Source organism: Streptosporangium sp. NBC_01639 (genome assembly GCF_045209755.1).
In the GTDB taxonomy this organism is placed as follows: domain Bacteria; phylum Actinomycetota; class Actinomycetes; order Streptosporangiales; family Streptosporangiaceae; genus Streptosporangium.
Window position 1 is genome coordinate 1116882 of the sequence record NZ_CP109272.1, and the last position, 26468, is coordinate 1143349.

Sequence of the window (26468 nt, forward strand, 5' to 3'; positions counted from 1 at the left end):
CGGTGCAGGCCGAAAGGCCCACCGCGGCACCCGAGCCCGGGAGGCGACGCCGTCTCCCGGGCCTCGGGGGGCGCGACCACGTCATCGGGTGGCTTCTGATCGCTCCCGCGATGGCGTACTTCATCGTCTTCCTGCTCTATCCGGCGCTGTCGGCGCTCTACTACAGCTTCACCGACTGGGACCTGCGCACCGACGCCGCATGGGTGGGGCTGGCCAACTACGTCGATCTGCTCTCCGACGACGTCAAATACCCGCATTTCTGGAAGTCGGTGCAGGTCACCCTCCAGTACACCCTGATCGCGGTGCCGCTGACGCTGGGGACCGCGCTGGCCCAGGCGCTGCTGCTCAACGCGATCCGCCGGGGTTCCAACGTGTTCCGGCTGCTGCTGTTCCTGCCTGTGGTCACCGCCGAGGCGGCCGTCGGCGCCATCTGGCGCTGGCTCTACGACCCGCAGTACGGGCTGGTCAACAGCTTCCTGGGGCTGTTCGGAATCCCCGGGCAGAACTGGCTCAACACTCCCGAGCTGGTCATCCCGGCACTGGCGTTCATCGCCGCCTGGCAGTGCGGCATCTCCATGATCATCTATCTGGCGGGGCTGAAGGGCATCCCCGACTCGATCCGCGAGGCGGCGGTCATCGACGGCGCCACCCCGATCCAGCGGTTCTGGCGGGTCGTCTTCCCGATGCTGCGGCCCACCACCTTCTACCTGCTGGTCACCGGTGTGATCGCGGCGCTGCAGGTGTTCGGCCTGGTCTACGTGATCTTCTCCGGCGGCGGCGGCAGGAGCGTCACCGGCGGACCGGAGCAGTCAGGCCTGACCTACGTCCTGCATCTCTACCTGTTCGCCTTCCGCTACGACGCGATGGGCGCCGCCTGCGCGATGTCGTTCATCCTGTTCGTCTTCATCATGATCATCACTGCCCTCCAGTTCAGGTTCGTCAAGCAGGAGGCCTCGTGACGACATCGAAGAAGGTACGGCTCGCGCCCATCTACATCGCCCTGGTGCTGCTGGTGGCGGTCTCGGTGGTCCCGTTCGTCTGGATGCTGGCCACCTCGTTCAAGCATGGCTCCGACGTCTACACCAAGGTGCCCAGCCTGCTGCCGCTGGACCGCAAGACCGGCGACTGGTCGCCGACCCTGGAGAACTACGAGCACGTCCTGCAGGTCGGCGGGCTCGGCCAGGCGTTCCTCAACAGCGTCTGGGTCTGCCTGGTCCTGGTGCCGGCCAAGCTCCTGATCGACGCGCTGGCCGCCTACTCCTTCGCCCGCATCCCCTTCCCCGGGCGGGACAAGCTGTTCGTCCTGATGCTCGCCGGCATGATGGTGCCGACCATCACCCTGCTGGTGCCCCGCATCCACGTCACCCAGCAGCTCGGCATGTTCGACTCCGGATGGGGTCTGATCATCCCCAACGTGGCCTCGGTCCTGGACATCTTCCTGCTCCGGCAGTTCTTCCTCTCGCTGCCGGGCGAGCTGGAGGAGGCGGCGCGGATCGACGGCGCCGGCCGGATGCAGATCTTCTGGCGGATCATCCTGCCGCTGTCCAAACCGGTGCTCGCGGTCGTCACCATCACCAGCTTCATCTTCCACTGGAACGACCTGGTCTGGCCGCTGGTGGTCCTGAACGACCCCGAGCTCTACACGCTGCCCCTCGCCCTGCAGCAGCTGGCCAGCAGCGAGTCCGGCCGCGCCTACTACATCATGGCGGGCGCCGCCCTGGCGGTCGTGCCGGTGATCGTGGTCCTGCTGATCTTCCAGCGGCGCATCATGCAGGGCATCGCCTTCACCGGTCTCAAGAGCTGATCCCCTTACGGCGTGAGCCGTACCGAAGGAACGGGAGTGTGAGCGTGACCATCGAGGTCCGCAACGGAGTCACCGTCGTCGACGGTGAGCCCCGGGCGCTCGTCAGCGCCGACTACCCCTACTACCGTGACGACCCGGGGGTCTGGGCCGACCGGCTCCGCGCCATACGCGACGAGCTGGGCGTCGAGGTGATCAGCAGCTACATCCCGTGGCGGCACCACCAGCCCGACGCCGTGACGGCGCCGGACTTCACCGGCGACAGCCACCCCGGCAGGAACGTCGTCGGCTTCCTCGACCTGTGTCACGGGCTCGGGCTGAAGGTCATCGCCAAGCCCGGCCCGTTCATCCACGCCGAGACGACCTACGGCGGCCTGCCCGACTGGGTCTGCCCCTCCGCGGACGGGGCGATCGAGCCGCTGCTCGACGCGGCGGGCTCCCCTTCGTACTGGGCGGACTCGGCCACGCACCTGCCGGGCAGACCGCTGCCCACCCCGCTGGGCGCGGCGTTCCTGGCCAAGGTCACCCGGTGGCTGTCCGCGGTCGGCAAGGAGGTGCTGGACGCCGCGACCCACCCGGACGGCCCGGTGATCATGATGCAGATCGCCAACGAGGGCCTCTACACCAACGGCGCGCGGTCGCTGTCGGCCTACGACTACAGCCCCTCGGGGCTGGCGTTCTTCCGCGAGCGCCTCCTGGCCTGGTACGGCTCGGTCGAGGAGTACAACCGCACCCACGCGACGGACCACCGGCGATGGGACGAGGTCGAGCCGCCCCGCGCCTGGACGGGGGCCGCGCGGCCGGAGGAGCTGCAGGGTTACGCCGACTGGGGCCGCTTCCACGCCGACTACCTCGCCGAGGTCTACCTCCGCTGGAGCGCGGCGGTGGACTGCCGGGTCCCCGTGGTGGTCAACCTGAACCCGCCGACGGTCGAGGAACTGGACGACTGGCTGGCCCGGGTGCGCCCCGAGTCGTGGGGGGATGTCGCCTACGGTTTCACCAACTGGATGGGCGTGGTCTCGGCGGACCCCGACGCCCAGGCCCGCTACGTGATCGCCGCCAAGCGGGCCCCCGGCCCCAACCTGGAGGAGAACTGGGGCTTCTCGGAGCTCTACGACCGCGCCTACGCCGACGCGACCACCAGTTACCACCAGACCCTGCTCGCCCTCGCCGCCGGCGCCACCGGGTTCAACGTCTACACCGGGGCCGCCACCTCCGGCTGGTCACCGGACCTGGACGCGGCGCACACCATGCCCTACCCGGACAGCGCGCCCATCGCCGCCGACGGCTCCGCCGGGGTGAAGGCCCCCGTCGTCCGGGTGCTGGCGGACTTCTTCGCCCTGCACGGCGTGGAGTTCCTGGAGTGCGCGCCCGTCGCAGGAGAGGCCTTCGGGCTGTATCTGCCCTATGCCGGGATCGCCGCCTGGTCCGGTCCGGAGCAGGCCGGGGCGCCCCGGTGCGGCGCCGCCCTGCGCGCCTTCCACGACCGGATGCGGCGGGCAGGGCGTGACTACGCCGTCGTCGAGCTGGAGAGCGCCACGCCCGACCGGCTGGCCGCCCACGGGACGCTGACCGTTCCCGGCGGGCCGTTCATGCACCGCCGCGTCCAGGAGCTGCTGGCCGGCTATCTCGCGGGCGGCGGGCGGATCGTGCTGGACGGCCCCGAACCCGGCCTCGACGAGGACCTGCGCCCGTGCGACATTCTCGCCCGTGCGCTCGGCCGCACCGTGCCGTCGCCCGCCGCCTCGCCGACCGCCTCAGGCACCGCCTCAGGCACCGCCTCGGACACCGCTTCGCCCACCGCCTTGGACGCCGACATTGACATCGACACCGACACCGACACCGGCTCGGACGCCGGCGCGGTCCGGGTGACGCGCGGCGAGGCGGACGCGTTTCTACGAGTTCATCCCGGACGCGACGTCCAGTATCTGACCATCCTCGTGCAGAGCGGGAACGACGGACCCGTCAGGGTGGAGACCCCGTACGGCGTCGTCGAGACGGCGGGCGCGCGGGGCGGGGCGGCCGTGGTACGGCTGGCCGGGGGCGAGCTGGACGACTTCGTCGTCAAGGGGCTCAACGGCTTCCTCGACTCGGCCGTACCGGCGTGGATCGCCGTCGGCGACCGGGAGGTACGCGCCGACCTCCCCGCCGACCTGGCCCGCGTCGGAGGGAAGGTCCGGCGGATCGGATGAGACCGGGACACCCGATGTTTTTTCGGAGATAAGACTAAGCATGCGCAAGAAGGGGACGCCGGCCGTGCCGTACGACCGCGAGGACATGAGCCGGCTCGTACGCGAGCTGACCGATCCGCTGATACCCCGCTTCAGTCCCGGCCGCGCGCGTCTGCGGCTCGGGACCAACGCCGCCCTCTACCCCGACGAGGCCGCCGAGCTTGAGGCGTTCGCCCGGCCGCTGTGGGGGCTGGCACCGCTGGCCGCGGGCGGGGGGACGTTCGAGCACTGGGAGCTGTGGCGCCGGGGGCTGGCGTCCGGCACCGACCCCCGGCACGAGGAGTTCTGGGGGTCGGTGCGCGACGTCGACCAGCGACTGGTGGAGACCGCCGCGATCGGCCTGGCGCTCGCCGTCGCGCCCGAGGCCGTGTGGGACCCGTTGAGCGGGCGGGAACGGGACAACCTGGCGGCCTGGCTGCGGCACGCGCTCACCGTCGAGCCCGCCGACAACAACTGGCACTTCTTCCCCGTCCTGGTGGGGCTCGGCCTGGACCGTGTCGGCGTCGGCTTCGACCCCGCGCCCAACGCCGCCCGGCTGGAGCGCCTGGAGTCCTTCGCGCTCGGCGGGGGCTGGTACAGCGACGGTCCCACCGCCCAGCGGGACTACTACGTCCCGTTCGCGATGCACTACTACGGCCTGATCTATGCCGCCCTGGCCGGAGGCCGGGACCCCGGCCGCGCCGAACGTCTCCGCGAGCGGGCGGCGGCCTTCGCCCTCGACTTCCAGCACTGGTTCGCCTCGGACGGGGCCGCCGTCCCCTTCGGCCGGAGCCTGACGTACCGCTTCGCGCAGGGGGCGTTCTGGGGCGCGCTCGCCTTCGCCGACGTCGAGGCCCTGCCGTGGGGGACGGTGCGGGGCCATCTGACGCGGCACCTGCGCTGGTGGCTGGCGCGGCCGATCCGCGACTCCGCGGGCCTGCTCACCCTGGGCTACGGCTACGCCCAGCCCATGCTCACCGAGCAGTACAACGCCCCCGGCTCCCCCTACTGGGCGATGAAGGCGTTCCTGCCGCTGGCGGTGCCCGCCGGACACCCGTTCTGGGCGGAGCCGGAGCGGGCCATGCCGGAACTCCCGCCGGTCAGCACCCAGCCGGAGGCGGGCGTCGCGCTGATGCGGTGCGAGGGGGGCCGGCAGGTGGTCATGTTGAGCGCGCGGCAGCACAACACCTGGGCACGCCACGGCGCGGCGAAGTACGCCAAGTTCGCCTATTCGACCTGCTTCGGGTTCAGCGTGCCGAGTGGCTCCCAGGGCCTTGAGCAGGGCGCGTTCGACAGCACTCTCGCGGTGAGCGACGACGGGACGCACTGGCGGCCCTGTGAGGTACCGCGGGACTCCACGGCACACGACGGCCTGCTGCACAGCCGCTGGACGCCGTGGCCGGACGTGGAGATCGAGACCTGGCTGATCGCCCGGCCTCCGTGGCACGTCCGGGTGCACCGCATCCGGTCGGAACGCGGGCTCCACTCCGCCGAGGGCGCCTTCGCGGTGAACCGCGACGCGCCCGCGCACCGCTCCGCCGAGGGGCCGGGCCACGCCCGCTTCGACTCTCCCTCGGGGTTGTGCGTGATCGAGGACCTCCGTGGGACGCGGGCCGGACGGCTGGTGCAGGCCCTGCCCGGCACCAACGTGCTCGCCCCGCGCACGGTGATCCCCACGCTGGCCGGCGAGCACGGACCGGGTGAGCACTGGCTGGTCTGCGCGGTGCTGGGCCTGGCGGAGAGCCGGCCGGACGCGGAGTGGCCCGAGCCGCCCGGCTGGGAGACCGTCTCGGGCCTGCTGCCCGGCGACCCCGCCACCGGGCTCCGCGGGTAGCGGGGGGTCGGCCCACATACGCCCAGAACCCACATTCGCGATCTTGGTGTGGGCCAACCCCCAACCGACAAGTAACCCGTCAGTAGCTTCCTGCGTGCTTGTTACTGCTCTGGGCTGATCATCCGGCGCCAAGGCCATCCGTATCGGCTTACCTGGGCTCGACCCCGTCACGGGTGGCACAACGGGGGTTCCCTGCGCGGGTGGTGTCGCGTGAGGATGGGTGTCCCGGGACGCGACGCGCCCAGTGCCTTCTCGACTACCTCTTGGAGAGTCTGTGCCCCAGCCCGCGAGACTGATCTGGGCCAACAACCGGGACAACCAGGCCGGCGTCACGCTCACCGGGACCGGCCACTCGGACGTCATCGATCTGGCACAGGTGGAGGCCGTCTTCTTCTCGGTCGTCGTCGGCAGCCCGCCGGACGACATGCAGCGTGACGGTCTCGGCCTGGGCAGCCGGCTCAGGGTGAGCCTCCAGGTACAGGACGCCGGCGGCACCTGGCTCCCGGTTGCGGTCCTCAAACCCCGCAGGGTCAACTTCGCTGGTGAGAGCCCTATGCCCTTCTACGCCGACCAACCCCACGACTACACGTCCGTCGGGCTGTTCCTGCCCCAATCGAGCGAATCGAGTAGTATCCTCGCGCCGACTCGTCCCACCTTGCCGCTGGTGCTGCCGCAATACGCGCGTGTCCGGTGGGACGTCGAAAGCGTCGGCGTTCCCCTCGGCGCCTTCGGCCAGACCGTCATCTCCCTGTACGGGCGCTGACGCCCCTTGACCTGGGGTCGGAGGAACATCGGAACCGGATCGTGCGCTAAGCCCTCTCAGAGCAGGTCAGCGCTGTAGGCCTCCGCTCGGGTCCGTGCCATAGCACGCAAAGTAGGGGTGTATCCCGAGGTCAGGGGCATCGCACCTGTGCCTGTCGGAATCCACTCACCGAACCGTTCACCGACGTAGATTCTCGGCGCGAGTTCTCGACACTGACCACCTGCGATCTCGCGGTTTCCCGGCGGAGTGTCGACAGACGAAGGTATGTCGACACTGACAAGCGATCATGCAGAGTTACTTTGCCCCTGGTGGCGGCGACCCGAGCGGAGGGTCATGGACGGCTGACCGAAGCATGGGCTCGCCGGGTGTGGCTGTTCGCCGATTCGTCCATCAACCGCGGGTCGGAATGCCGATGACGTAGCGGATCGCGGATGCGGCGTCGTTAGCGACATGGGTGGGCCGGTAGGCCACCTCAGTCCATGGTCGGCCGCCTGACACCCAGACGCTTCTGACATCGAGGCCGTTCGCGCCAGCGATGTCGGCCTGCGGCGAGTCGCCGATGACCCAGGCCCCTTGGAGGGAGGCTCCGACGGCTGACGCCGCCGCCTTGAAGATCTCCGGCCCGGGCTTTTTGTGGCCGACTTCCTCGGAGATTGCCCAGCCGTGGACGAACTTGTCGAGTCCTGTGTTCCGGATCTTCGCTTCCTGCTGCACGGTTCGGCCGTTGGTGACGATTGTGCAGGACCAGCCGTCGGCGATGGCGTCGGCGAGCGCGTCGCGGGTGGGCTCGGGCAGGACAATGCGATCGGCGGCGCCATGATCGAGAAGGATGCGGATGGCGCTCTCGGGCAGGGACGCTCCGTAGCGGTCAGTCATGGCCTGGGCGACAGCCTGCCTGGGGGTGTATCCACTGGCGTCGATGGACATCAGCCATTCGATGTCGGATTCAGGCAGTGCGTGCTCGGTCAGGAACTCAGCCGTCGCGTCCCGGAAGGCGGCATCGCGGTCGACCAAGGTGTTGTCGAGGTCAAGCATCAGCAGAGGCATGCCCGGCAGTAGATCACGTCTAGGGACGCCTGGTGCGGCGGGACGACGGGGCTGGAGTTCGTGGATTTGCGCGGTGTGCGAGTGGCGGCGGCTGCGGAGATGGAGCGGAGGTGGCCCCCGGGCTGGCGGGAGGAGCCGGGCCCGGACGGGTGGCGGACCCTGCGCCAAGCCTCGGAGCCGGCAGCCGAGGAGGGGCACGACGGCGCGACGGCGGAGCCAAGCGGGTGACCTGAGCCCAGATATCGATCACGGCGAACGGGGCGCCCGGCGGCTGATGCCCGAGAGCAGACGGTTCCGCGGCGCCCACCCTGGCGTGAGCGCCGCTCTACCGGTTAGTAACTTGCGGGAATACCCATTCCCATTAGTTGGATCGTGTCCTTGCGAAAGGGACATTTCACTCTGTCGCAGACCCTTCGGCCGCTGCAGTCTCCCCCTTCACCGGCGGGACCATATCGGAGATTGAAGGGAGCCCCAGGCTTGTTGGTATCGGCCGCTGAGGCGCCGGCAAGCCAATCACGCCGTTGAGGTCTGCGCCGTCGAAGCGTGCGCCTTCAAGGTTCGCGCCGGTGAGGTCCGAGCCGGTGAGGTTCGCGTCAGTGAGGTCCGAGCGGGAGAAAAGCACGTTGGTGAGGTTCGCGCCACCGAAGTACGCGCCGGTGAAGTTCACCCTGGCGAGGTACGCGCCCGTAAGGTTCACGCAGCTGAGGAACGCGTCAGCGAGGTTCGCGTTGATGAGGTGCACACGAGCGAGATTCGCGTAGGCGAGTTCGAATCGCGCACCCTCCAGGCCATAGGCGACGGTACGCCGGCCGATCACGGTGATAACGGCCTGAAGGTCCGTGCGCAATCTTTTGTCCGGCCAAACTGTCTTGTCGTTCTCGGTCTGATCGGTGTCGTCATCTCGGGAATGTTCACGGATGTAGGCCGCCAAGACCTCCATGACCATGGGGTGATCGCAAGCCGAGTCCCGGGCGATGCGCTCCAGGGCGTAGATGCCGCCCAGGCGGATGTCGAGCTTGTCGGAGCCCAACTGCTCGATGGCCTTGGTGTAGCGGTCGGTGACGTGACCCTGTTCGCTCAGACGGTGGCCTTGTGCGCTCAGCTCGAAGGTACGGCGGGCTGTGGCGGCATTGCGCGCGGTGTAGTACACCGCCACCAGCGCGATCAATCCGGTGGCAATCGCCAGTGCCCGCCCGCGCACCGCGTCCAGCGCCGCCGCCAGATCCTTGCCGGCCAGCCCGCGCACCCCGTCGAAGTGCGCCAGTACCCATGCCGCACCCGGACCCAGCACCCACCCCAGGCCCGCGACCAAGACCATGCCCAGCACTGCAGCGAGAGCGAGCCTGGGGGATCCTCGCCAAAATCTCATATCCCCCAGGCTGGCCACTCCACCCGGCGTACACGGCGTGATGGCCATCTGTGATGGCCAATCGTGATCAGCCAGGCTGATGGGGTGCCGCCGATTTTTTCGCCGCGCGCTTTCGCATACCACTCGTATCGTCGCCGCCCGCCTCGATCATGATTGCCGGACTGGCCTGCTGCACCGACTCCTTCGGATCGGCGGGGAGCTGGTCGACGGGCTTGGGTTCTGTCCGACGCACCGCGTTGATCAGTCGCTCCATCCGCCCGGCCGGCTCGTCTGAGGAGTGGAAGACCACCCCGGCCACGATTCCCAGGACTCCTACCACTGCCAGTGTCAGTGTCAGCACTACCGTCGGCATGAAAAGTGCCGCGGCGAGTGTCCCGGTGCCGCCAAGGGCGGCCAGAACTGCCTTCATCGCTTCACCGCCCGATCCTGCAAAGAGCTCCGTCGAGACGACATCCATACGGCCGGAAGCGCCACACCGGTCATGGAAATAACTAAGCCTGAGTCAGGAAAGCCGCCCTGTGAAATGGCTGCGACCTTCTGGATTTCTGGCGCGGGCAGGTCGACCACAGGGGGTGCAACTCCACCGATCTCTCGCACGGCACATATGCTGTCGCACAAGTGCGACCTCCTAGGGGGTGTGATTATCCGTGAAACGACGGCCTCCCGTTGCGAAGGGGACTGTCGCCACTTATGGCGTTAGCCACTCGCCGTCATCCGGTACCGATCTGCCGGGCACCGATGGAATTAATGTAGCGCGGCTTGACCCGTTGCGTTGCAGGTCAGCTTGCATGCTGCCGCACGCCGGGCACCGCGGTTCCCCCTCTTGTTGGAAGCGTGAAAATTCCGAAAAACGGTAGCAATATGATTGCCTTATCGATTTTTATAAAATGCCGCGACCGATGAGAAACCTAGGGGCGACTGCCTCAGTAGGGCTTGATGGTTCCATCGAGAAGCGAAGCGAGAATCCTTTTATTTTTTCGATGTTCGTATCTTTTTGTTGCACGCAAAGATGTGTTAATTAAAATTCCTGGATTTTCGCATGTTTGGGGTAGATGATTTTTCCATTGTTTGCTTGCGGCTCTAGTGTTAGTGAAAAATTAAAGCCGAATCGATTTGGCGGAAATAAAGTGTCCCGAAAATTAAGGGACGTAGCTAAACTAAGCAAGATCGAAAAAATGCCGACTTTCCTTGTGGGTGTTTTTCGCGCAAGTCTTGCAATTTGGGCGTTATAACTGAACGTGACGGCGAGCGCCTAGAAGTCGAAGGCATCACGGAATCAGCGTGCTCTAGGCCGGAGTGGTATCAAGATCCATTGCCGTCCCCTGACGTTCGGGCACCCCCATCCAACTGACCGGTCATGCATGCCGACCGCATCCCTCGTCCGGTAGGGAAGTCTGCTTCCGCATGGCGGCAGACTTCCCGGCAGCAGGGGTGGCAGCGGAACACTTCGGTGGAACACCGCGGAACACTTCGGTGGAACACCGCGGAACACTTCGGTGGAACACCGCGGAACACTTCGGCGGCGGCAGCAGGCCCGGCAGCGGATTTCGGAACGCGGAACCTTCCAGGAACGAATTTCGGAACGGTATCCGGTACTGCCGCCTGGTCTGTGTCGGCCGGATCACCCGTACGGGCCGATCCGGAGACCGGCACGCGTCCGTACAGAAGGCCGTACAGGAGTGGGTTGCGACTGCGGACATGGAGGCGGACACGGAGGTCTCGTCAACGGTCAGTCGGTACCGCTGAGAAGGTCTCGTCAGCGGTCAGTCGGTACCGCTGAGAAGGTCTCGTCAGCGGTCAGTCGGTACCGCTGAGAAGGTCTCGTCAGCGGTCAGTCGGTACTGTGTCCGCCTCCATGTCCGCCTCCATGTCCGCCTCCATGTCCGCCTCCATGTCCGCCTCCATGTCCGCCTCCATGTCCGCCTCCATGTCCGCCTCCATGTCCGCCTCCATGTCCGCCTCCATGTCCGCCTCCATGTCCGCCTCCATGTCCGCGGTCGCAACCCACTCCTGTACGGCCTTCTGTACGGACGCGTGCCGGTCTCCGGATCGGCCCGTACGGGTGATCCGGCCGACACAGACCAGGCGGCAGTACCGGATACCGTTCCGAAATTCGTTCCTGGAAGGTTCCGCGTTCCGAAATCCGCTGCCGGGCCTGCTGCCGCCGCCGAAGTGTTCCGCGGTGTTCCACCGAAGTGTTCCGCGGTGTTCCACCGAAGTGTTCCGCGGTGTTCCACCGAAGTGTTCCGCGGTGTTCCACCGAAGTGTTCCGCTGCCACCCCTGCTGCCGGGAAGTCTGCCGCCATGCGGAAGCAGACTTCCCTACCGGACGAGGGATGCGGTCGGCATGCATGACCGGTCAGTTGGATGGGGGTGCCCGAACGTCAGGGGACGGCAATGGATCTTGATACCACTCCGGCCTAGAGCACGCTTGGATCTGTCGGCTAACCTGCCCAGAGCTCTCTCATGGGCCAAGCCACTACTACAGTGCGTGATCGATCCCGGTGCTCAAGCCGCCGCAGTCTGATCCAGTTAAGTTCAGCTGTGCTGTGAGCTTCCCCCCGTAGCACGGCCACCTCACCTGAGTTGACCCTGTGTCGGCTGGGAAGGAAGTGCTTCGTGCCTGCACCTCACCCGATCGAGTTCCGTCAGCGTGCCGTCGAACTTGCCCGTAAGGGTGATAAACCGGTCTCTGTCCTTGCTGAAAACCTGGGTATCAGCGATTCCTGTCTGCGGAGTTGGATGCGCCAGGCCGACACCGATGACAACGGCGGTGCGAAGCTGACCAGCGCGGAGAAGAAGGAACTCTCCGATCTACGGCGCCGAACCCGGCAGCTTGAGCTGGAAAATGAGATCCTCAAGCGGGCGGCTGCGTATTTCGCCCGGGAGAACGTGCTCCCAAAATAGGGTACGCGCTGGTCCGTGAACTCGCCGATGACGACTTTCCTGTCGCGGTGGCCTGCCGGGTGTTGAACATTTCCAGATCGGGCTACAAAGACTGGGTTGGCCGGCCGCAGTCACCACGCGACCAAAGAAACACCGAACTACTGAAGCTGATCCGTGACATCCATGAGACGTCACGTTACAGCTACGGCTCGCCGCGGATCCACGCGGAGCTGACGCTCGGCCTGGACCTGGAGGTCAACCGCAAGCGCGTCGAACGGCTCATGCGTGAGGCCGGCATCCAGGGCATCTACCGGCGCAAGGGCCGCCGCAACCTCGTCAACGCCGCCACCGAGGAGGATCTGGTCCGCCGGGCCTTCACGGTGCAAGCGCCGGACCGGCTGTGGGTCAGCGACATCACCGAGCACCCCACCGACGAAGGGAAACTGTATTGCGCCGCTGTCATGGACGCCTATTCTCGTCGCATCATCGGCCATTCTATCGACATACGCCAGACCAGCGCTCTGGTCGTCGACGCGATGGTCATGGCCGTCGCCTGCCGTAACCCGCCCAGCAGGAAGACGATCCTGCATTCTGACCACGGAACACAGTACACATCGTTCTCGTACGGGAAACGGCTCCGTGATGCTGAACTCCTCGGCTCGATGGGAACCGTCGGCGATTGCTACGACAATGCCATGATGGAATCGTTCTGGGGAACGATGCAGCTCGAACTGCTCGACGTTAACAAATGGTCAACAAGAGCCGAGTTGGCCAGCGCGATGTTTGAATGGATCGAGTGCTGGTATAACCCGTATAGGCGTCATTCCAGCATCGGCATGAACAGCCCAATCGCGTTCGAGGAGCTCTACAAGCCCTCAGACGCAACCTCGTGATCCCACACCATCGGTGGCTGTAGTACGGGGGGAACCTCACTCGCACGCGGCCGCGGCCAGCACCCCGCCAGCCTCCTCGTACGCCTCAGCGAACCGTAGACCCCACGCCGGTCCGTGCAGCAGCGCGAGGTTGGTGGAGCAGTGCGCCACATCGAGATCCGCCGGACCCCAACAGGCCCCTGCCCAGTCGACGACGCCGGTGATCCGGGCTCCCGCCGGCGTTGAGGGCGGCACGTCGAACAACACGTTGCCGGGCTGGAAGTCTCGGTGCAAGAATCGCCCTTCATAGGGCGGCGCGGGCTTGCGGATCACGTCGATCGCCGCGGCCCATGCCGCCGCGTCGGCGCCCTTCGGAGTCACGACGGTGTCGGCGGTCGTCAGCGTCACATACTTCCGGGGCCGCTCGGCGGGCCTCAGCGCATGGATGGCCACGAGTTGACGAGCCAGCAGTGGAACGCGCGTTTCCAATCCTTCATCGTCGAGGACCGTCCGGCCTGCCAGATGTGTCATCAGGAGCGATGGATACTCGCAATGCGCGGCGGTCGGATCAACCGCGACCAGCTCAGGAGCCGGCACGCCGGTTCCCGCCAACAGGGTCAGAGCTCCGGCCTCCCCGTTCAGTCCGCCCTCAGCGCCCCTCACGTAGAACGGGTCGACGAAACTCCGCAGCACCAGGTCACGCGTGCTTCCGTCCTGCGTGCCGATGGTCAGCCTCCGCATGTCAGCAGTGATGCCGCCGTGCAGCACCTCGGTTTTGACTATCCGTTCGCCGACCTCCAGGTGCCGGCTCACCCAGGCCAGTGTCAACGGTCGGATTGCCGCCTCGTCGTGGTTGATCACCGTGCCATCTCACCATCCCGACGGCTGCACGCGCCAAGGCTTTCTCGATCAGTGCGTGAGCGCCGCTCGATGAGGTGCCAGCTCGCCGTCAGGTGCGGTAGCGGCGGGCGGCGGTGTCAGGGCTGACATCCAGAACTGCGCCGATCTCGTCCCAGGTGGCGCCGGCCGCCCGATCGGCCCTCTACTCGGGTCGGCGTCACCCGGGGAAAAGTAGCGAGAAAGACCAGGTCAAAGCCTCCTGGCAGGCTCGTTGAGCAGGGTGCGAAGCCATGGCGCTCCGCAGTCGTCGGGGATGCTGGTCTTCTCGCGAGGCCGATGAACAGCCACGATGTGGTCTGGGATCTCTATCAGATGATGGGATCTGGTCACTCACAGCTACTTTCCCCTGGTGACGTCGACCCGAGCGGAGGGCCTAGACGGCAAGCAGGCCAGAGGCAAGCGCTGGGGATCGTGGTGAGGCGTTTCGGGCGGCAGGGGCAAGGCTGAACATAGGCACGGCGCTCTCGCCGATCTTGGTGCCGGCTGGTGGGCCGCTTTTCCACGGTGCGGCCGTTCCTGTCGCTGCTGACCCAGGTCGTCGACTTGGGCGCGAGCCCGAAAGGGGCACCGGTGCTGAAGGCCCTCAAGGCGCTGCCGGAGCGGATGGGCCAGAAGAAGGTCACAGGGAGATAGCCGCCGACCCCGGCCGTTGTCTGGCGGCACACGGCCGCCGGACAAGGTCGCCCACCGCCGAAATCAGACGCCTTCGCGCAGGTACAGGTCGCGCAGCAGGCCGATCTCGCCGCCGTGATGTGTGACCTCTTTCAAAGCGTGCAGCGCGAGCTTCAGATAGGTCTCATCGGCCCAACCGCCGGGGCCCATGCCTATCGGCGCCAACAGGCGCTTGTCGCCGAGGGCTGCGATACGGGAGATGAAGTGCTCCCAGTCCTCGGCGAGCGCCTGGATGCCCTCTTTGGCGGTGCCCGGCCACACATCGCGGTCGCCGTAGTCGGGAACGTCGTCGAAGAGGTAGATCACGTAGCCTCGCAGGCAGAGGTTGCCGATGTGCCAGATGCGCCAGGCGATCGTCGTGACGGGGTCCGGCGCGTCCGGACTCGATTCCGGAAAGAGCGTGGCGACGCGGAAGAGGCCGTCGTCGCCGGGGCGGATGCCGATGCAGTCGCCGACCGGCTCCCAGTGGTACTCGGCGTCGGTCAGGCCCTCCAGGCGCCCGAACAGCTGGTAGCGCACGTTTTCGAAGGTCGCGAGAATGTCCCGTGTGACGGGGTCGGGCACGATCATGTCAGCCATGTCAACTCCAGGGCTCGGTGGTTTCGGGTCGGTCGGGATGATCAGGGTCGACGGGTTGGCCGACTCGGTCACGTGCCGCCGCCTCGGCGTGTGTCGCCGGGTGCGAGCAGGCTGGTGAGTTCGGCGATGGCGTCCGGCGACGGCTTGAAGTAGCGGCGGACGTTCTCTGCCTTCTTGTGCCGCGACTTGGCCATCAACATCAGCAGGCTCGCCCCCTGCTCCCCGAGGTGGGTCAGACCGGAGTGCCGGAACTCGTGCAGATCCCAGCCTGTGCCCGCCCCGTGCAGCGCGGTGTGCTCGTCCAGCAGGGCGCGGGCCTGGCCGTACGACAGCCGGGCCAGCCCGGAATCCGGGCACACGTCCCGCGACGAGACCACCTTGCCCGGCCCAGGGCGGCGGTGAGTGACGAACACCGGGCCGCGGGTGCGGTTCTTCAGCAGCCGCGGCAGCAGCCGGGCGGTGCCGGCGTCCCAGTACACCGGCTCCAGCACGAAATCCTCGCGGGCCTGGCCGCGGCGGCGGGCCTTGGACCGCGCGCCTTTGGCCTTCACCAGCGCGCGGCGGCCAGCGAAGTCCAGGTCCTCGATATTCAGCGGCAGGATCTCCTCCGCCCGCGCCACGGTCTCGTACAGCATCCGGTAGAAGCACTTCTCCCGCAGGTGCACCTCGCGGCGGGCGATCAGTCGGTCGATCGCCATCTTCGAGCGCGCCGGCGTCTCGGAGTCCGGCGGGGTCAAGCGCTTGGCCCAGGCCGGCACCTCCGGGCCGTCGAATCCACGCTCGGCACACCAGGCGAGCCAGGACAGCACCGCCGCCCGGCGGGCGTTCCAGGTGTTCACCGCCGTCGAGCCCCACAGCGCTTCGAGGGCCTCGCCGATCTCGTCGTCCGCGACCTGCCCGAGCGGTCGGCCCTCGCCGACCCGTTCGGCGGTCTTGCCGACCCCGATCGCGTAGTTCCGCACCGTGTTCGGGTTGCCGAGCGCGTCGAGGAAGGCGTCCGCGGCGCCGCGGACGGTGAGCGCCTTCCCGGCGGGCAGCTGCGCGACGGTGGCCACCGCTTCCCTCTTGCCACAGATAACAGGGCCGCTTCGCGTCGCGGCCCGGAACCGTCGCCGCAGGTCGCGATCAACGATGCCCCAGATAATAGGGCATTATCTGTGCCAGCACCCGACCTCAACCAGTAAGAAGGCCTACCGCTCAACCCTTCAAGATCATCCCAATATGGGTTTTGGGCTTATGTGGGCTGACCCCCTAGCGGGGCTCCGGCCGGCACCGGGGCGGGATCCGGCTGTCCCCGCTCCCGGCCTGCGAGGACGGGGACGGCCGGATCCCGGCCTGCGGGAACCGGGACCGGCTCAGCGCAGTTTGGGGTCCAGGGCGTCGCGGACGACGTCGCCCAGGAGCAGGAAGCTGAGCACCGTCGCGGTGAGGAACAACGACGGGAAGAGCAGCAGGTGGGGATACTCGGAGAAGAACGTCTGGGCGATGTTGAGCTGCAACCCCCAGGAGACCTCCGGATACTGCAGGCCGACCCCCAGGTAGTCGAGGGTGGCCTCGCCCGCGATGACGTTGCCCACGTTGAGCATGGCCACCACGAAGACCGGGGCGATCGAGTTGGGCAGGATGTGCTTGAACATGATCCGCCGGTCGTTCGCCCCGAGCATCCGGGCGGCGGCCACGAAGTCCATGTCGCGGACCGCGATCACCTGGGCGCGCATGAGGCGGGTCATCGTGGTCCAGCCCAGCACGACCAGCACCAGGGTCATCGCCCAGACGCCGTGGTCGGGGAAGGCGACCAGGATCACGGTCGCGCCCAGGACGAACGGGATGCCGAAGAACACGTCCGTGAGGCGGGAGATGACCACGTCCAGCCAGCCGCCGTAGTAGCCGGCGAGCAGGCCGAGCACGATCGAGATGAGCAGGGCGAAGACCGTCACCGCGATGCCGATCATGACGGAGGCCCGGGTGCCGTGCACGATCTGCGACCAGTACTCGCAGCCCTGCAGGTCGTAGCCGAACACCGCGCCGCCGCCCGGCCCCTTCTTCGACATCCGCAGGTTGCAGCCCTCGTTGGGGCCGAAGCGGGTGAACAGGTCGGGCAGCAGGGCCATCGCGACGGCGACCACGAGGATGACCATCGAGACCCAGAAGATCACCCGGTGGCGGAGCTCCAGCCAGGCGTCGTACCACAGCGACCCGGGTCGGGTCCGGACCGCCTCGGCCTGCCCGACCTCTATGGCCTGCGTCTCAACCACGGCGGATCCTCGGGTCGAGCACGCCGTACAGGAGGTCGACGAGCAGGTTGACCAGGATGAAGATCATCACGAGCACGGTGACGATGCCCACGACGACGGGCCCTTCCTGAAGCTGGATGGACTGGAAGACCTGCTGGCCGATGCCCGGCAGGTTGAAGATGCCCTCGGTGACGACCGCGCCGGCCATGAGGTTGCCGAAGTCCACGCCGAGGAAGGTGACCACCGGGATCAGCGAGTTGCGCAGCGCGTGCCGGCCGATCACCCGTCTTCGGCGCAGTCCCTTGGCGCGTGCCGTACGGACGTAGTCGGCCCGCATGTTCTCGATGAGACTGGTGCGGGTCAGCCGGGCCACGTACGCCAGGCCGAACGAGCCGAGCACCATGCCGGGCAGCAGATAGCTGACCGGCCACCCCTCGTCCACGCCCGCGGTCGGGAACAGCGAGAGGTTCAGGCCGAGCATGATCTGCGCGGTGTAGCCGATGACGAAGACCGGGACCGCGATGACGAAGGTGGTCCCGGCCAGCACCGCCGTGTCGGTGATCCCGCCCCGGCGCAGTCCCGCGATCACGCCGAGGCCGATGCCCACCACGAGCTCGAAGATCCAGGCGGTGACGGCGAGCTGGGCGGTGACGCCCCAGCGCCCCTGGAGCAGCTCGCTGACCGGCTGTCCGGTGAAGGTCTGCCCCAGGTCCCCCTGGACGGCGTGCAGCATGTAGAGGCCGTACTGGACGAGCAGGGGATCGTTGAGGTTGTAGCGCTCCCGGAGCGTGTACAGGACCTCGTCGGGCAGGGGCTTGTCCCCGGCCAGGGCCAGGATCGGGTCACCGGGCAGGGCGAAGACCATCGCGTAGATCAGGAACGTGGTGACGAAGAAGACCGGGACGGCCTGGAGCAGCCGGTGGAGCGCGTATCTCACGTCCCCGCCTCACGGGGAGACCCCGGAGCGGCGCGCTCCGGGGTCACGTGCGCCTCGTGGATCAACTACTTCACCGTGATCGTGTCGAGGTTCGGGCTGTAGGCGTCGATCTGGACACCGCTGATCTTGTCGGAGTAGCCCCCCTGGTCCTGCCAGTTCCACAGCGGGATCATCGGCATCTCGCTGAGCGCGATGTCCTCGGCCTTCTGGTAGAGCGGGATGCTGGCCTCCATGGTGGCGGCCGAGTTGGCCTGGTCGATCAGGTCGTTGAACTCCTTGTTCTTCCAGCCCATCCGGTTACCCTCGCCCCACATCGTCTCCAGGTAGTTCTGCGGGCTCGGGTAGTCCATCACCCAGTTGTTGCGGTACGGCCCGTCCTGCTTGTGCTCGCGCAGCGTGGACAGGTAGTCGGCCGCCGGGATCTTGCGGAACTGGATGTCGGTGATCCCGAGGTTGTCCTTGAGCTGGTTGGCCACCGCGGTCATCCACTGCTCGTAGCTGGGGTCGGCGTTGGAGAAGTAGAGGTTCATCGTGCCGCTGAAGCCGCCGGCCTTGTCGAACAGCGCCTTGGCCTTCGCCTTGTCGAAGACGCACGTCTCGCCGCAGGCGTTCTCCCGGTAGCCCGGCACGAGCGGCGCGACCAGCGAGCTCATCGGCTTGAAGGTGCCGTTGAAGACCGCGTCCACGATCGCCTGCCGGTCGATGGCCATCGAGACGGCCTTGCGCAGGTCGGCATTCTGGAAGCGCTTGTCGAAGTTCGGGAAGCCCAGGTAGTCCATGGTCCCGCTCGGGGTGGCCACGAACCGGTCGCCGAGCAGTCGCTTCGCCTCTCCGGCGCTCGCCGGCGGGATCGCCTGGATCAGGTCCACCTTGCTGGCCCGCAGGTCCACGTAGGCGGTGTCCCGGCTCTCGTAGATCTTGAAGTTGACCGCGGCGGACTTGGCGGGGCGGGGCCCGGCGTAGCCGTCGAACTTCTTCAGCTTGATCTGCCGGTTGCGCACCCACTCGCCGTCCAGGGCGAAGGGGCCGTTGCCGATCGGCTTGACGTCGTAGGCCGCCAGGTCGGTGAAGGCCGCCTTCGGCATGGGGGCGAAGCCGGTGTAGGCCAGCGTGATCGGGAACTGGCTGAACGGCGCGCTCAGGGTCACCTGAAGGGTGGTGTCGTCGACGACCTTCAACCCGCTCAGCTTGTCCGTCTTGGGCTTGGGCGCGGTGTCCGAGCCCTCGGGGGCCTCGGGGTTCAGCTCGTCGAAACCCTCGACGTTCTCGAAGTAGTAGTTGTTGGTCCACGCGTTGGGACCGTAGGCCGCGGCGTTCCACGCGTCGGCGAAGCTCCCGGCGGTCACCGGCTCGCCGTTGTGGAACTTCTGCCCCGGCTTGATCTTGATCGTCCAGACCTTCTGGTCATCGCTGGTCACCGACTCGGCGGCACGCATCTGCGGCTGCCCCTTCGGGTCGATGACGACCAGGGTGTCGAACAGCGCCTGCAGCACGGTGATCGAGTAGTTGCTGGAGGTGTTGCCGGGGGTCAGGTGGTCCGGCTCCGTCAGCGCGACGGAGAACTCCTTCGCACTCTGCTGACCTCCGGTGTCCGGTGCCGGCGATCCGCCGCACGCACTCACGGCGAGCATCGTCGCCAGGAGGACGGCAGAGCCTCGTGTCCTCGTCAAGACCGTCACTGTTCCTCCCAGGGGGTATTGCGGGAGAGGGTAAAGACGGTTATAGGCCGGGTGCATCGGATAATTTACGTATTCCCTATCTTTGGTACCTTGGGACACGCTGTGCACGGAGGAGACCATGGACCAGATCACCCTGAGCCCGCGCCACCTCCATGCTTTCGCCGAGGTGGGGTTCCAGGTTGCCGGACGTAGCGGCATACCCGGCGCGATGCGCGCCCTGCGCGAGGTCATCGCACTGGAGGCCTACGAGTTCGTCGCCTACGACCCGGTGACGGGGCGGCACCGCAGCCTGGTCTCCGACGGCTACACCCGGGTGGACGGCGACGCCGCCGAGGAGTATGTCCGGCTCGACCCCTACCGCCGGGCGATGGACTCCCGTGTGCCGCTGACCATGGGCGTCCCGGGAACCGAACGCTACTTCCGGCGCCATCTGGAGCCGTACGGCTGGCGGGCCGGGCTGACCACCCCCCTCTTCCTCACCGAGGGCCGCTACACCGGCCTGCTCCACCTGAACTCCCGCGATCCCGGCGCCTTCTCCGCCGAGTCCAGCACGATGATCAGCGCCGTCTCCCCCACCCTGGCTTATGTCACCGACCTGAGCCGCTGCGTGGTCGACTCCGTGGGCACCCCGCCGGGTTTCCACGCGGCGGCCTTCGACCGGTCCGGCACCCGCCGGGACGTCACCGGCACCCCGGCCTCCGCCGCCGTCGCCGCCGAACCGCGCATGGCCGAACTGGCCAGGGAGTTCATCGACTCCCGCGAGTTGAACCGGCGCGGCCTCTGGCTCGACGGGACCGGGCAGTGGCGGGAGGTGCGGCTGCTACGCGCCGGAGTCGGGCCGCACGGCGCCATCCAGGGCGCGGTGATCGCCGAGCGTCCGTGCGCCCCGCCGTACGATCTGACCGGCCGGGAAGTCGAGGTGATCACCCGGGTCGCGCTCGGCGACTCCAATCCGCAGATCGCGGCCGCCCTGGTGCTGAGCGTCCGCACGGTCACCACCCACCTTGAGCACATCTTCGCCAAGCTCGGCTGCGAGAGCAGGACCCGGCTCACCACCAGAGCCCTCGCCGAAGGCCTGTGCCGGCTGCCCCTCTGAGCCCGCTGAGCCGTCGGCGCCCCGCTCTCCGGCGGCGCCCGGCCTCATCTGGCACCGGCCAGCCGGCTCATCGGCACCGTGGCCGGGGTCAGCACGAGCTCGAACCAGACCCGGTTGGCCCCCGCCTGCCGGACCAGGCCCCAGCGGTGCGCCAGCGCCTCCAGCAGGGGAAGTCCCCGGCCCCCGGTGGCGTCCGCCGAGGCGCGGCAGACGCAGGGGGCGCTCGACGAGCCCTCGTCCTGAACGCAGACCCGGACGGCCTCCGCCGAGCAGGTCACCGTGACGGTGAACAGCCCGCCGTCCCCCGACCGGGAGTGGAGCACCGCGTTCGTGGCGATCTCGCTGGTCAGCAGCACGCAGTCGTCGTGGAGGGGATGGTCACGGCCCAGCGTCATCGTGACCAGCCTGCGGGCCCGGGCCACCTGGTCGGGAGAGCCCGCCAGGCGGAGAACCCATTCGCTGCCGTCGTACTCCGTTGAGTCCATCTGGCCCCTCCGATGCTGTCCGCGCCCTTGGAAGGACGCGGGGCTCAAGAAGGTAGATGTCTCGGAAAAGTGCTAATGGGATCACTTACCGGATAGTCAGGAGAGGCTTGCCGAAGGGGCGGCCACCTGCGTGTCCGCCCCTTCCGTCCCGCGCGCTGCGATCTGTCACAGCCGGTGCCAGCGCGCCTGGAAGAAACAGTAGCCCGCGAACAGCAGCAGGCCGATGGCGACGATCCCGAGGAGCCACGGCCCGGCCGGGGTGTCGGCCAGCGCGCGCAGCGTCGAGTCGATGCCCTTGGCCTTGTCGGGGTCGTAGGTGAGGGCCGCCTGGATGACGAAGACCCCGGCGACGGCGGCGATCACACCGCGGGCGAGGTACCCCGCCATGCCGAGCTTCTCGGCGAGCCGGCGGGCCTGCGGCGACATCTCCCCGGTGCGCAGGTCTTCCAGGAACTTCTTCTTCCAGCCCTTGTGGATCCAGTAGGCCCCCAGGGCGATCACGCCGAGCCCGATCAGGCCCACGATGATCTGCCCGCCGGGCAGGTCCATCACCATCGCGGTGAGGTCCTTGGAGCTCTTGTCGGTCGAGCTTCCCGCGTCGCCCCTCAGCAGCAGGCTGAGCAGCGTCGCCACGATCAGCCCGTAGACGACCGCGTGCGCCGCCGCCTCGATCCGCTTCTTGGTCTGCCCGCGGCCGATGATCGCCTCGGAGATCTGCCAGAGGGTCAGCGCGACGAAACCGACGACCATCAGCCAGAGCAGCACCGTGCCGAACGGCTGCTCGGCCACCATCTCGACCGCGCCGGTCTTGTCGGCCTCCTTGCCTCCGCTCCCGCCGCCGAAGGCGATCTGCAGGGCCAGGAAACCGATCAGCCCGTAGAGGACGCCACGACAGGCCAGACCGAGCCGGGCCAGCCTGTCCAACGTCTGACTGTTCGCCGCTCTGTGTGCGGCGCCTTCCACCTGAGCGCTGTTCATACTGTTGCGCTCTTACCGGGTAAAGGCCCGGCAAACCTCAGCTCTCCGGCATCGCGTCCAGCCGGCGCAGGATGACGCCCTCACGCAGCGCCCACGGGCACACCTCCAGCTCCCCCACGCCGAACAGGTCCATCGTGGCGTCCGCGACGATGGCTCCGGCCGGCAACTGCGGCGCCCGCCCGTCCGACACCCCGGGCAGTCCGGCACGCTCTCGCGCACCCATTTTGACCAGCCGGTCCGTCCATTCGACCAGATCGGCGTGCCGGAGCACCCGGCGGACCTCGGGCCCCTCGTGCGAGGGCGCCGCCCCGGCGATCCTCGCGAGCTGCCGGAAGGTCTTGGACGTCGCCACCGCGTGGGTGGCCCGGCCGTACCGGGTCACCTCGCCCACCGTGCGAGCGATCTCCGCCCGTACGTGCTTGCGCAGGGCCCGCGCCTGGTCGGCCGTGGGCGGGTCGGCGGTGAACCAGTTGCGGGTGAGCCGCCCGGCCCCCAGCGGCAGCGACACCGCCACGTCCGGCTGCTCGTCGATTCCCGACGCGATCTCCAGCGATCCCCCGCCGATGTCGAGCACCAGCAGCCGTCCCGACGACCATCCGAACCACCGCCGCACGGCCAGGAAGGTCAGTCTCGCCTCGTCCTGGCCGGACAGCACCTCGATGTTCACCCCGGTCCCGGCCCTGATCCGGCCGAGCACCTCCACACCGTTGACGGCCTCCCTGACGGCCGAGGTGGCGAAGGCCATCAAATCCTCGACGCCCTTGTCCTCGGCGAGCCGCTGGGCCTCCTCGACGAACTCCCGCAACCGGGTGGCCCCCCGCTCGGAGAGCCGGTTGCCCTCCTCCATGTGCTCGGAGAGCCTCAGCTCCTCCTTGTGGGAGTACGCGGGCAGGGGCCGGGCTCCTCTGTGAGCGTCCATCACCAGGAGGTGCACCGTATTGGAACCAATGTCAAGAACGCCCAGTCGCATGGGTCGAAGTTACTACTGTTCCTTGACTCATCGGTCACCGTCCGCCCTATGCCTACGGGCTTGGGGATGGACGCCGACGGCGTGGCCGGGCCGGCGGGCGTAGGCCATCTCCCTTATGGGTACAAAAACCACAAAAACGACAAAGAGGTGAAAAGGCGACAAAAAGAAAGGAGGTGGAGACGGTGCGACACCATGGACCGACCATCGGACTTCTCGGCTCGTACGGCGGCCGCAACGTGGGAGACGAGGCCATTCTCACCAGCATCCTGACCAGTATCCGGCAGGGACGCCCGGATGTCTCGACCGTGGTGTTCTCCCGTGCGCCGGAGCACACCCGCACCCACTACGAGGGCGTCGAGGCGGTCGGCTGGGAGGCGGTCAGCCGTGAGCCGGTCTCGCAGATCGTGGGCCGTCTGGACATGCTGGTCCTCGGCGGAGGCGGCATCCTCTACGACACCGAGGCCCGCAGATACCTGCGGCTGGCCCGGATCGCGCAGGAGCAGAACGTGCCGGTCTTCACCTACGCGCTGGGCGTCGGGCCGCTCACCGACCGCATGGACTGCATGCTGGCACGGGAGACGCTCACCCCCTCCACCACGGTCACCGTACGCGACGAGGAGTCCCGGCTGGTGCTGGAGGAGGCGGGGGTGCGCAGCCCGATCATCGTCACCGCCGATCCGGCGTTCCTGCTCGACCCCGAGGAGTTCGGCCCGGAGCTGTTGCGCGCCGAAGGCGTGCCGGCGGGCGTGCGGCTGGTCGGCATGAGTGTGCGCGAACCCGGGCGTGCCGCCGAGCACCTGGACGTCCAGGGCTACCACGAGCTGCTGGCCCACGTCGGGGACTTCCTCGTGCACCGGCTCGACGCCTACGTCGTCTTCGTCCCGATGGAGCGCGACGACATCCGGCACTCGCACGCGGTGCTGTCCCACATGAACGCCGCCGACCGTTGCCGGGTGCTGCACGGCACCTACGGGCCCCGCCAGATCCTCGGCCTGGTACGGCATCTGGACATGGTGGTCGGCATGCGGCTGCACTTCCTGATCTTCGCCGCGCTGCAGGGCGTGCCACTGCTGCCGCTGCCCTACGCCGGGAAGGTCTTCGACCTCGCCCAGCAACTGGGGGCACCGGCCCTGCGCGGGGTGGTCAGGGAGGCCGCCGGCCCGCTGCTGGCGGAGGTCGACCGGGTCTGGGACGAACGGCCCGCGCACACCGAGCGGATCAACGCCCGCACCCCGCCCCTGCGCGCCCGCGCCGCCGTCACGGCGGAACACCTCCTGTCACAGCTCGACCTCATCTCACCGCGCGCACCCGCCTGGGACCAGGTCGGGTAGGCGGCGCCCATCCGCCGCGGCCGGACCGTACCGGACGGACCATGGGAGGAGTCGGGAGCAGAACACCCGCCCGCTCTTTGACCGAGAAAACCGGGATCAGCGATGAGCCAGCCGTCACCAGGGCAGTCGGAAAGCGCGCCGCCGTCGAAGACGGCGTGGGCTCCCCTGCGCCGCCCCCTGTTCCGCGCGCTGTGGATCGCACAGCTCGTGGCCAACACGGGCACCTGGATGCAGACCGTCGGCGCGCAGTGGCTCATGGGCGACCTGGGTGGTGGCACGCTGGCCATCGCCCTCGTGCAGACCGCCACCACGCTGCCGGTCTTCCTGCTCGTCATCCCCGCCGGGGCTCTCGGTGACATCCTCGACCGGCGCCGCCTGCTGCTGACCAGTCAGGCGATCACATTCGTCGGCGCGGCCGGTCTCGCCGCGCTGACCGCCGCCAACGCCACGACACCGGCGCTCCTGCTCATGCTGATCGGCCTGATGGCCGTCGGGCAGGCTCTCGCCATACCCACCTTCCAGGCCATCCAGCCGGAGCTCGTCAGCCGGGACGAGATCCCGCAGGCCGCGCTGCTCAACGGAGCCAACGGCAACGTGGCACGGGCCGTCGGCCCCGCACTCGGGGGTGTGCTCATCGCCGCCGTGGGACCGGAGGCGACATTCGCCTTCAACGCGCTGTCCTTCTTCGGCGTCATAGTGGTGCTTTTCATCTGGAAACGGCCCCCCGACCACCGCCCCCTGGGCGCGGAGCACATCGTCGACGCGATCCGCGCGGGTGCGCGCTACGTCCGCAGCGCCCCGGAGTTCGCCACGGTCCTGCTGTGCTCGATGGTGTTCGCCTTCTCCGCCAGCGCGACCTGGGCTCTCCTGCCCGCCCTCGCCCGCGGCCCCCTCGGTCTCAGCGCGGGCGGGTACGGTCTGCTGCTGACGGCCGTGGGCTCCGGCGCCGTCATGGGCACGTTCGTGCTCCCGGTGATCCGCGCGCGCTGGGGACCGAACGCGATCGTCGCCGTCTCGACGATCGGCTACGCGCTAACCATGATCATCATCGGCACCGTGGGGTCCCTGCCCGCCATCCTCGCCGCCCTGGTGGTCGCGGGCATGGCCTGGATCGCGGTCCTGTCGACGCTGGGCGCCTCGGCCCAGCTGCTGCTGCCGGCATGGACGCGCGCGCGGTCGCTGGCCTACTACCAGCTGGTGTTCATGGGCGGCCAGGCGGTGGGAGCGCTGGCGTGGGGACTGGTCGCGGACGGACTCGCCCTGCGGGCGGCCTTCCTGATCCCGGCCGCCGTGCTCATCCTGAGCACGCCGATCGGCGTGCTCCGCGTGCCGCTGCCGGACGCCCCCCTCGACATGCGTTCGGTGCGCCACTATCCCGAGCCGCCCGAGGACCTGAAGCACGGCAGGGGGCCGGTGCTGGTCGTGGTCGAGTGGCGTGTCGTCCCGGAGAACGCCGAGGAGTTCCTGGAGGTGATGCGGAAGATCGGCCGGGCCCGGCGGCGCACCGGAGCGACGATGTGGGGCATCTTCCAGGACATGGAGGAGCCCACCCTCTACCTTGAGACGTTCACCGTCCAGACGGCGCACGAGCATCTACGCCAGCACGTCGAGCGGGGCACGGCCATGGAGCAGGAGTTCGACCTGCAGGCGCTACGCCTCGTGATGGAAGGCACCTTCCCCTATGTGCGCCATCTGCTCTGGGCATACGCGGCCGACCCCGACGCCGAGGGGAAGGATCCGAAGTTCAAGACGTTCGTGTCGCTGCTACGCCCCCGCTGACACCGGGCGCGGGACAGAGCCCGGCGGCCGGTGGTCGGCATCCTCC

24 protein-coding genes are annotated in these 26468 nt (G+C 68.0%); 11 read left to right on the forward strand and 13 right to left on the reverse strand.

All coding sequences use genetic code 11. The annotated features are described in order from the left end of the window. The first annotated feature begins 110 nt into the window (after positions 1 to 110). From OHA77_RS05010 to OHA77_RS05030, 5 genes are all read left to right on the forward strand, one after another. Positions 111 to 959, forward strand: a complete 849-nt coding sequence (locus OHA77_RS05010; RefSeq protein WP_326821815.1) for a sugar ABC transporter permease — start codon at positions 111 to 113, stop codon at positions 957 to 959. Beyond that, on the forward strand, positions 956 to 1804 hold the full coding sequence (locus tag OHA77_RS05015; protein ID WP_326821814.1) for a carbohydrate ABC transporter permease: 849 nt from the start codon (positions 956 to 958) through the stop codon (positions 1802 to 1804). The genes OHA77_RS05010 and OHA77_RS05015 overlap by 4 nt, the downstream gene beginning before the upstream one ends. Positions 1805 to 1842: 38 nt before the next feature. Beyond that, a complete protein-coding gene (locus tag OHA77_RS05020; RefSeq protein ID WP_406316457.1) occupies positions 1843 to 3993 on the forward strand; it encodes a beta-galactosidase in 2151 nt (716 codons plus the stop codon). Positions 3994 to 4033: 40 nt separating this feature from the next. After that, positions 4034 to 5845, forward strand: coding sequence for a DUF2264 domain-containing protein (locus OHA77_RS05025; RefSeq protein WP_406316458.1), 1812 nt, complete (start codon positions 4034 to 4036; stop codon positions 5843 to 5845). 274 nt (positions 5846 to 6119) lie between these two features. After that, positions 6120 to 6608, forward strand: a complete 489-nt coding sequence (locus OHA77_RS05030) for a hypothetical protein (RefSeq protein ID WP_406316459.1) — start codon at positions 6120 to 6122, stop codon at positions 6606 to 6608. A gap of 390 nt (positions 6609 to 6998) precedes the next feature. Here OHA77_RS05030 and OHA77_RS05035 read toward each other — a convergent pair whose 3' ends face one another. The 4 genes from OHA77_RS05035 to OHA77_RS05050 form a co-directional block, all read right to left on the reverse strand. Continuing rightward, the gene (locus OHA77_RS05035; RefSeq protein ID WP_406316461.1) at positions 6999 to 7655 is read right to left on the reverse strand and encodes an HAD family hydrolase; all 657 of its coding nucleotides are present in this window, start codon (positions 7653 to 7655) and stop codon (positions 6999 to 7001) included. Between the two features lie 394 nt (positions 7656 to 8049). Continuing rightward, positions 8050 to 8973 carry a pentapeptide repeat-containing protein gene (locus tag OHA77_RS05040; protein WP_406316462.1) on the reverse strand — a complete coding sequence of 308 codons (924 nt, stop codon included), beginning with the start codon at positions 8971 to 8973 and terminating at the stop codon, positions 8050 to 8052. Positions 8974 to 9091: 118 nt separating this feature from the next. After that, positions 9092 to 9481: a hypothetical protein gene (locus OHA77_RS05045; RefSeq protein WP_406316464.1), complete on the reverse strand. Its 390-nt coding sequence runs from the start codon at positions 9479 to 9481 to the stop codon at positions 9092 to 9094. A gap of 1367 nt (positions 9482 to 10848) precedes the next feature. Further along, entirely contained in the window at positions 10849 to 11001 is a 153-nt protein-coding gene (locus tag OHA77_RS05050; protein WP_406316466.1) for a hypothetical protein, read from the reverse strand. Positions 11002 to 11643: 642 nt separating this feature from the next. On the opposite strand from OHA77_RS05050, the gene OHA77_RS05055 reads away from it, so the two are divergent. Both OHA77_RS05055 and OHA77_RS05060 read left to right on the forward strand, forming a co-directional pair. After that, positions 11644 to 11931, forward strand: coding sequence for a transposase (locus tag OHA77_RS05055; RefSeq protein WP_326819676.1), 288 nt, complete (start codon positions 11644 to 11646; stop codon positions 11929 to 11931). Between the two features lie 47 nt (positions 11932 to 11978). Beyond that, positions 11979 to 12803, forward strand: coding sequence for an IS3 family transposase (locus OHA77_RS05060; protein WP_406316468.1), 825 nt, complete (start codon positions 11979 to 11981; stop codon positions 12801 to 12803). 36 nt (positions 12804 to 12839) lie between these two features. Here the strand turns inward: OHA77_RS05060 and OHA77_RS05065 are convergent, their stop codons facing one another. After that, positions 12840 to 13643, reverse strand: coding sequence for a phosphotransferase family protein (locus OHA77_RS05065; RefSeq protein ID WP_406316470.1), 804 nt, complete (start codon positions 13641 to 13643; stop codon positions 12840 to 12842). Between the two features lie 525 nt (positions 13644 to 14168). On the opposite strand from OHA77_RS05065, the gene OHA77_RS05070 reads away from it, so the two are divergent. Further along, a complete protein-coding gene (locus OHA77_RS05070; RefSeq protein ID WP_406316472.1) occupies positions 14169 to 14315 on the forward strand; it encodes a hypothetical protein in 147 nt (48 codons plus the stop codon). Positions 14316 to 14378: 63 nt separating this feature from the next. Here the strand turns inward: OHA77_RS05070 and OHA77_RS05075 are convergent, their stop codons facing one another. The 5 genes from OHA77_RS05075 to OHA77_RS05095 form a co-directional block, all read right to left on the reverse strand. Beyond that, the gene (locus tag OHA77_RS05075) at positions 14379 to 14933 is read right to left on the reverse strand and encodes a DinB family protein (protein ID WP_366329339.1); all 555 of its coding nucleotides are present in this window, start codon (positions 14931 to 14933) and stop codon (positions 14379 to 14381) included. Between the two features lie 68 nt (positions 14934 to 15001). Beyond that, complete coding sequence (locus tag OHA77_RS05080) at positions 15002 to 15988, reverse strand: tyrosine-type recombinase/integrase (protein WP_406316475.1); 987 nt, start codon at positions 15986 to 15988, stop codon at positions 15002 to 15004. Between the two features lie 300 nt (positions 15989 to 16288). Next, complete coding sequence (locus tag OHA77_RS05085; RefSeq protein WP_406316476.1) at positions 16289 to 17188, reverse strand: ABC transporter permease; 900 nt, start codon at positions 17186 to 17188, stop codon at positions 16289 to 16291. After that, positions 17181 to 18104 (reverse strand): ABC transporter permease, encoded by a 924-nt coding sequence (locus tag OHA77_RS05090; protein WP_326821810.1) that lies wholly within the window; start codon positions 18102 to 18104, stop codon positions 17181 to 17183. The genes OHA77_RS05085 and OHA77_RS05090 overlap by 8 nt, the downstream gene beginning before the upstream one ends. A 65-nt stretch (positions 18105 to 18169) precedes the next feature. Next, on the reverse strand, positions 18170 to 19774 hold the full coding sequence (locus tag OHA77_RS05095; RefSeq protein WP_406316478.1) for an ABC transporter substrate-binding protein: 1605 nt from the start codon (positions 19772 to 19774) through the stop codon (positions 18170 to 18172). A gap of 127 nt (positions 19775 to 19901) precedes the next feature. Between OHA77_RS05095 and OHA77_RS05100 the strand changes: the two genes are divergently transcribed. After that, on the forward strand, positions 19902 to 20879 hold the full coding sequence (locus OHA77_RS05100) for a LuxR C-terminal-related transcriptional regulator (protein ID WP_406316479.1): 978 nt from the start codon (positions 19902 to 19904) through the stop codon (positions 20877 to 20879). Between the two features lie 44 nt (positions 20880 to 20923). On the opposite strand, the gene OHA77_RS05105 is transcribed toward OHA77_RS05100, so the two are convergent. From OHA77_RS05105 to OHA77_RS05115, 3 genes are all read right to left on the reverse strand, one after another. Further along, positions 20924 to 21364 carry an ATP-binding protein gene (locus tag OHA77_RS05105; protein WP_326821807.1) on the reverse strand — a complete coding sequence of 147 codons (441 nt, stop codon included), beginning with the start codon at positions 21362 to 21364 and terminating at the stop codon, positions 20924 to 20926. A gap of 165 nt (positions 21365 to 21529) precedes the next feature. After that, the gene (locus OHA77_RS05110; protein WP_406316481.1) at positions 21530 to 22342 is read right to left on the reverse strand and encodes a DUF1206 domain-containing protein; all 813 of its coding nucleotides are present in this window, start codon (positions 22340 to 22342) and stop codon (positions 21530 to 21532) included. A gap of 37 nt (positions 22343 to 22379) precedes the next feature. After that, positions 22380 to 23261 carry a Ppx/GppA family phosphatase gene (locus OHA77_RS05115; protein ID WP_406316483.1) on the reverse strand — a complete coding sequence of 294 codons (882 nt, stop codon included), beginning with the start codon at positions 23259 to 23261 and terminating at the stop codon, positions 22380 to 22382. Between the two features lie 233 nt (positions 23262 to 23494). Here OHA77_RS05115 and OHA77_RS05120 point away from each other — a divergent pair, with 233 nt between their 5' ends. Continuing rightward, a complete protein-coding gene (locus OHA77_RS05120) occupies positions 23495 to 24643 on the forward strand; it encodes a polysaccharide pyruvyl transferase family protein (RefSeq protein ID WP_326821804.1) in 1149 nt (382 codons plus the stop codon). Between the two features lie 102 nt (positions 24644 to 24745). Beyond that, positions 24746 to 26422: an MFS transporter gene (locus OHA77_RS05125; protein WP_406316485.1), complete on the forward strand. Its 1677-nt coding sequence runs from the start codon at positions 24746 to 24748 to the stop codon at positions 26420 to 26422. Positions 26423 to 26468 lie beyond the last annotated feature (46 nt).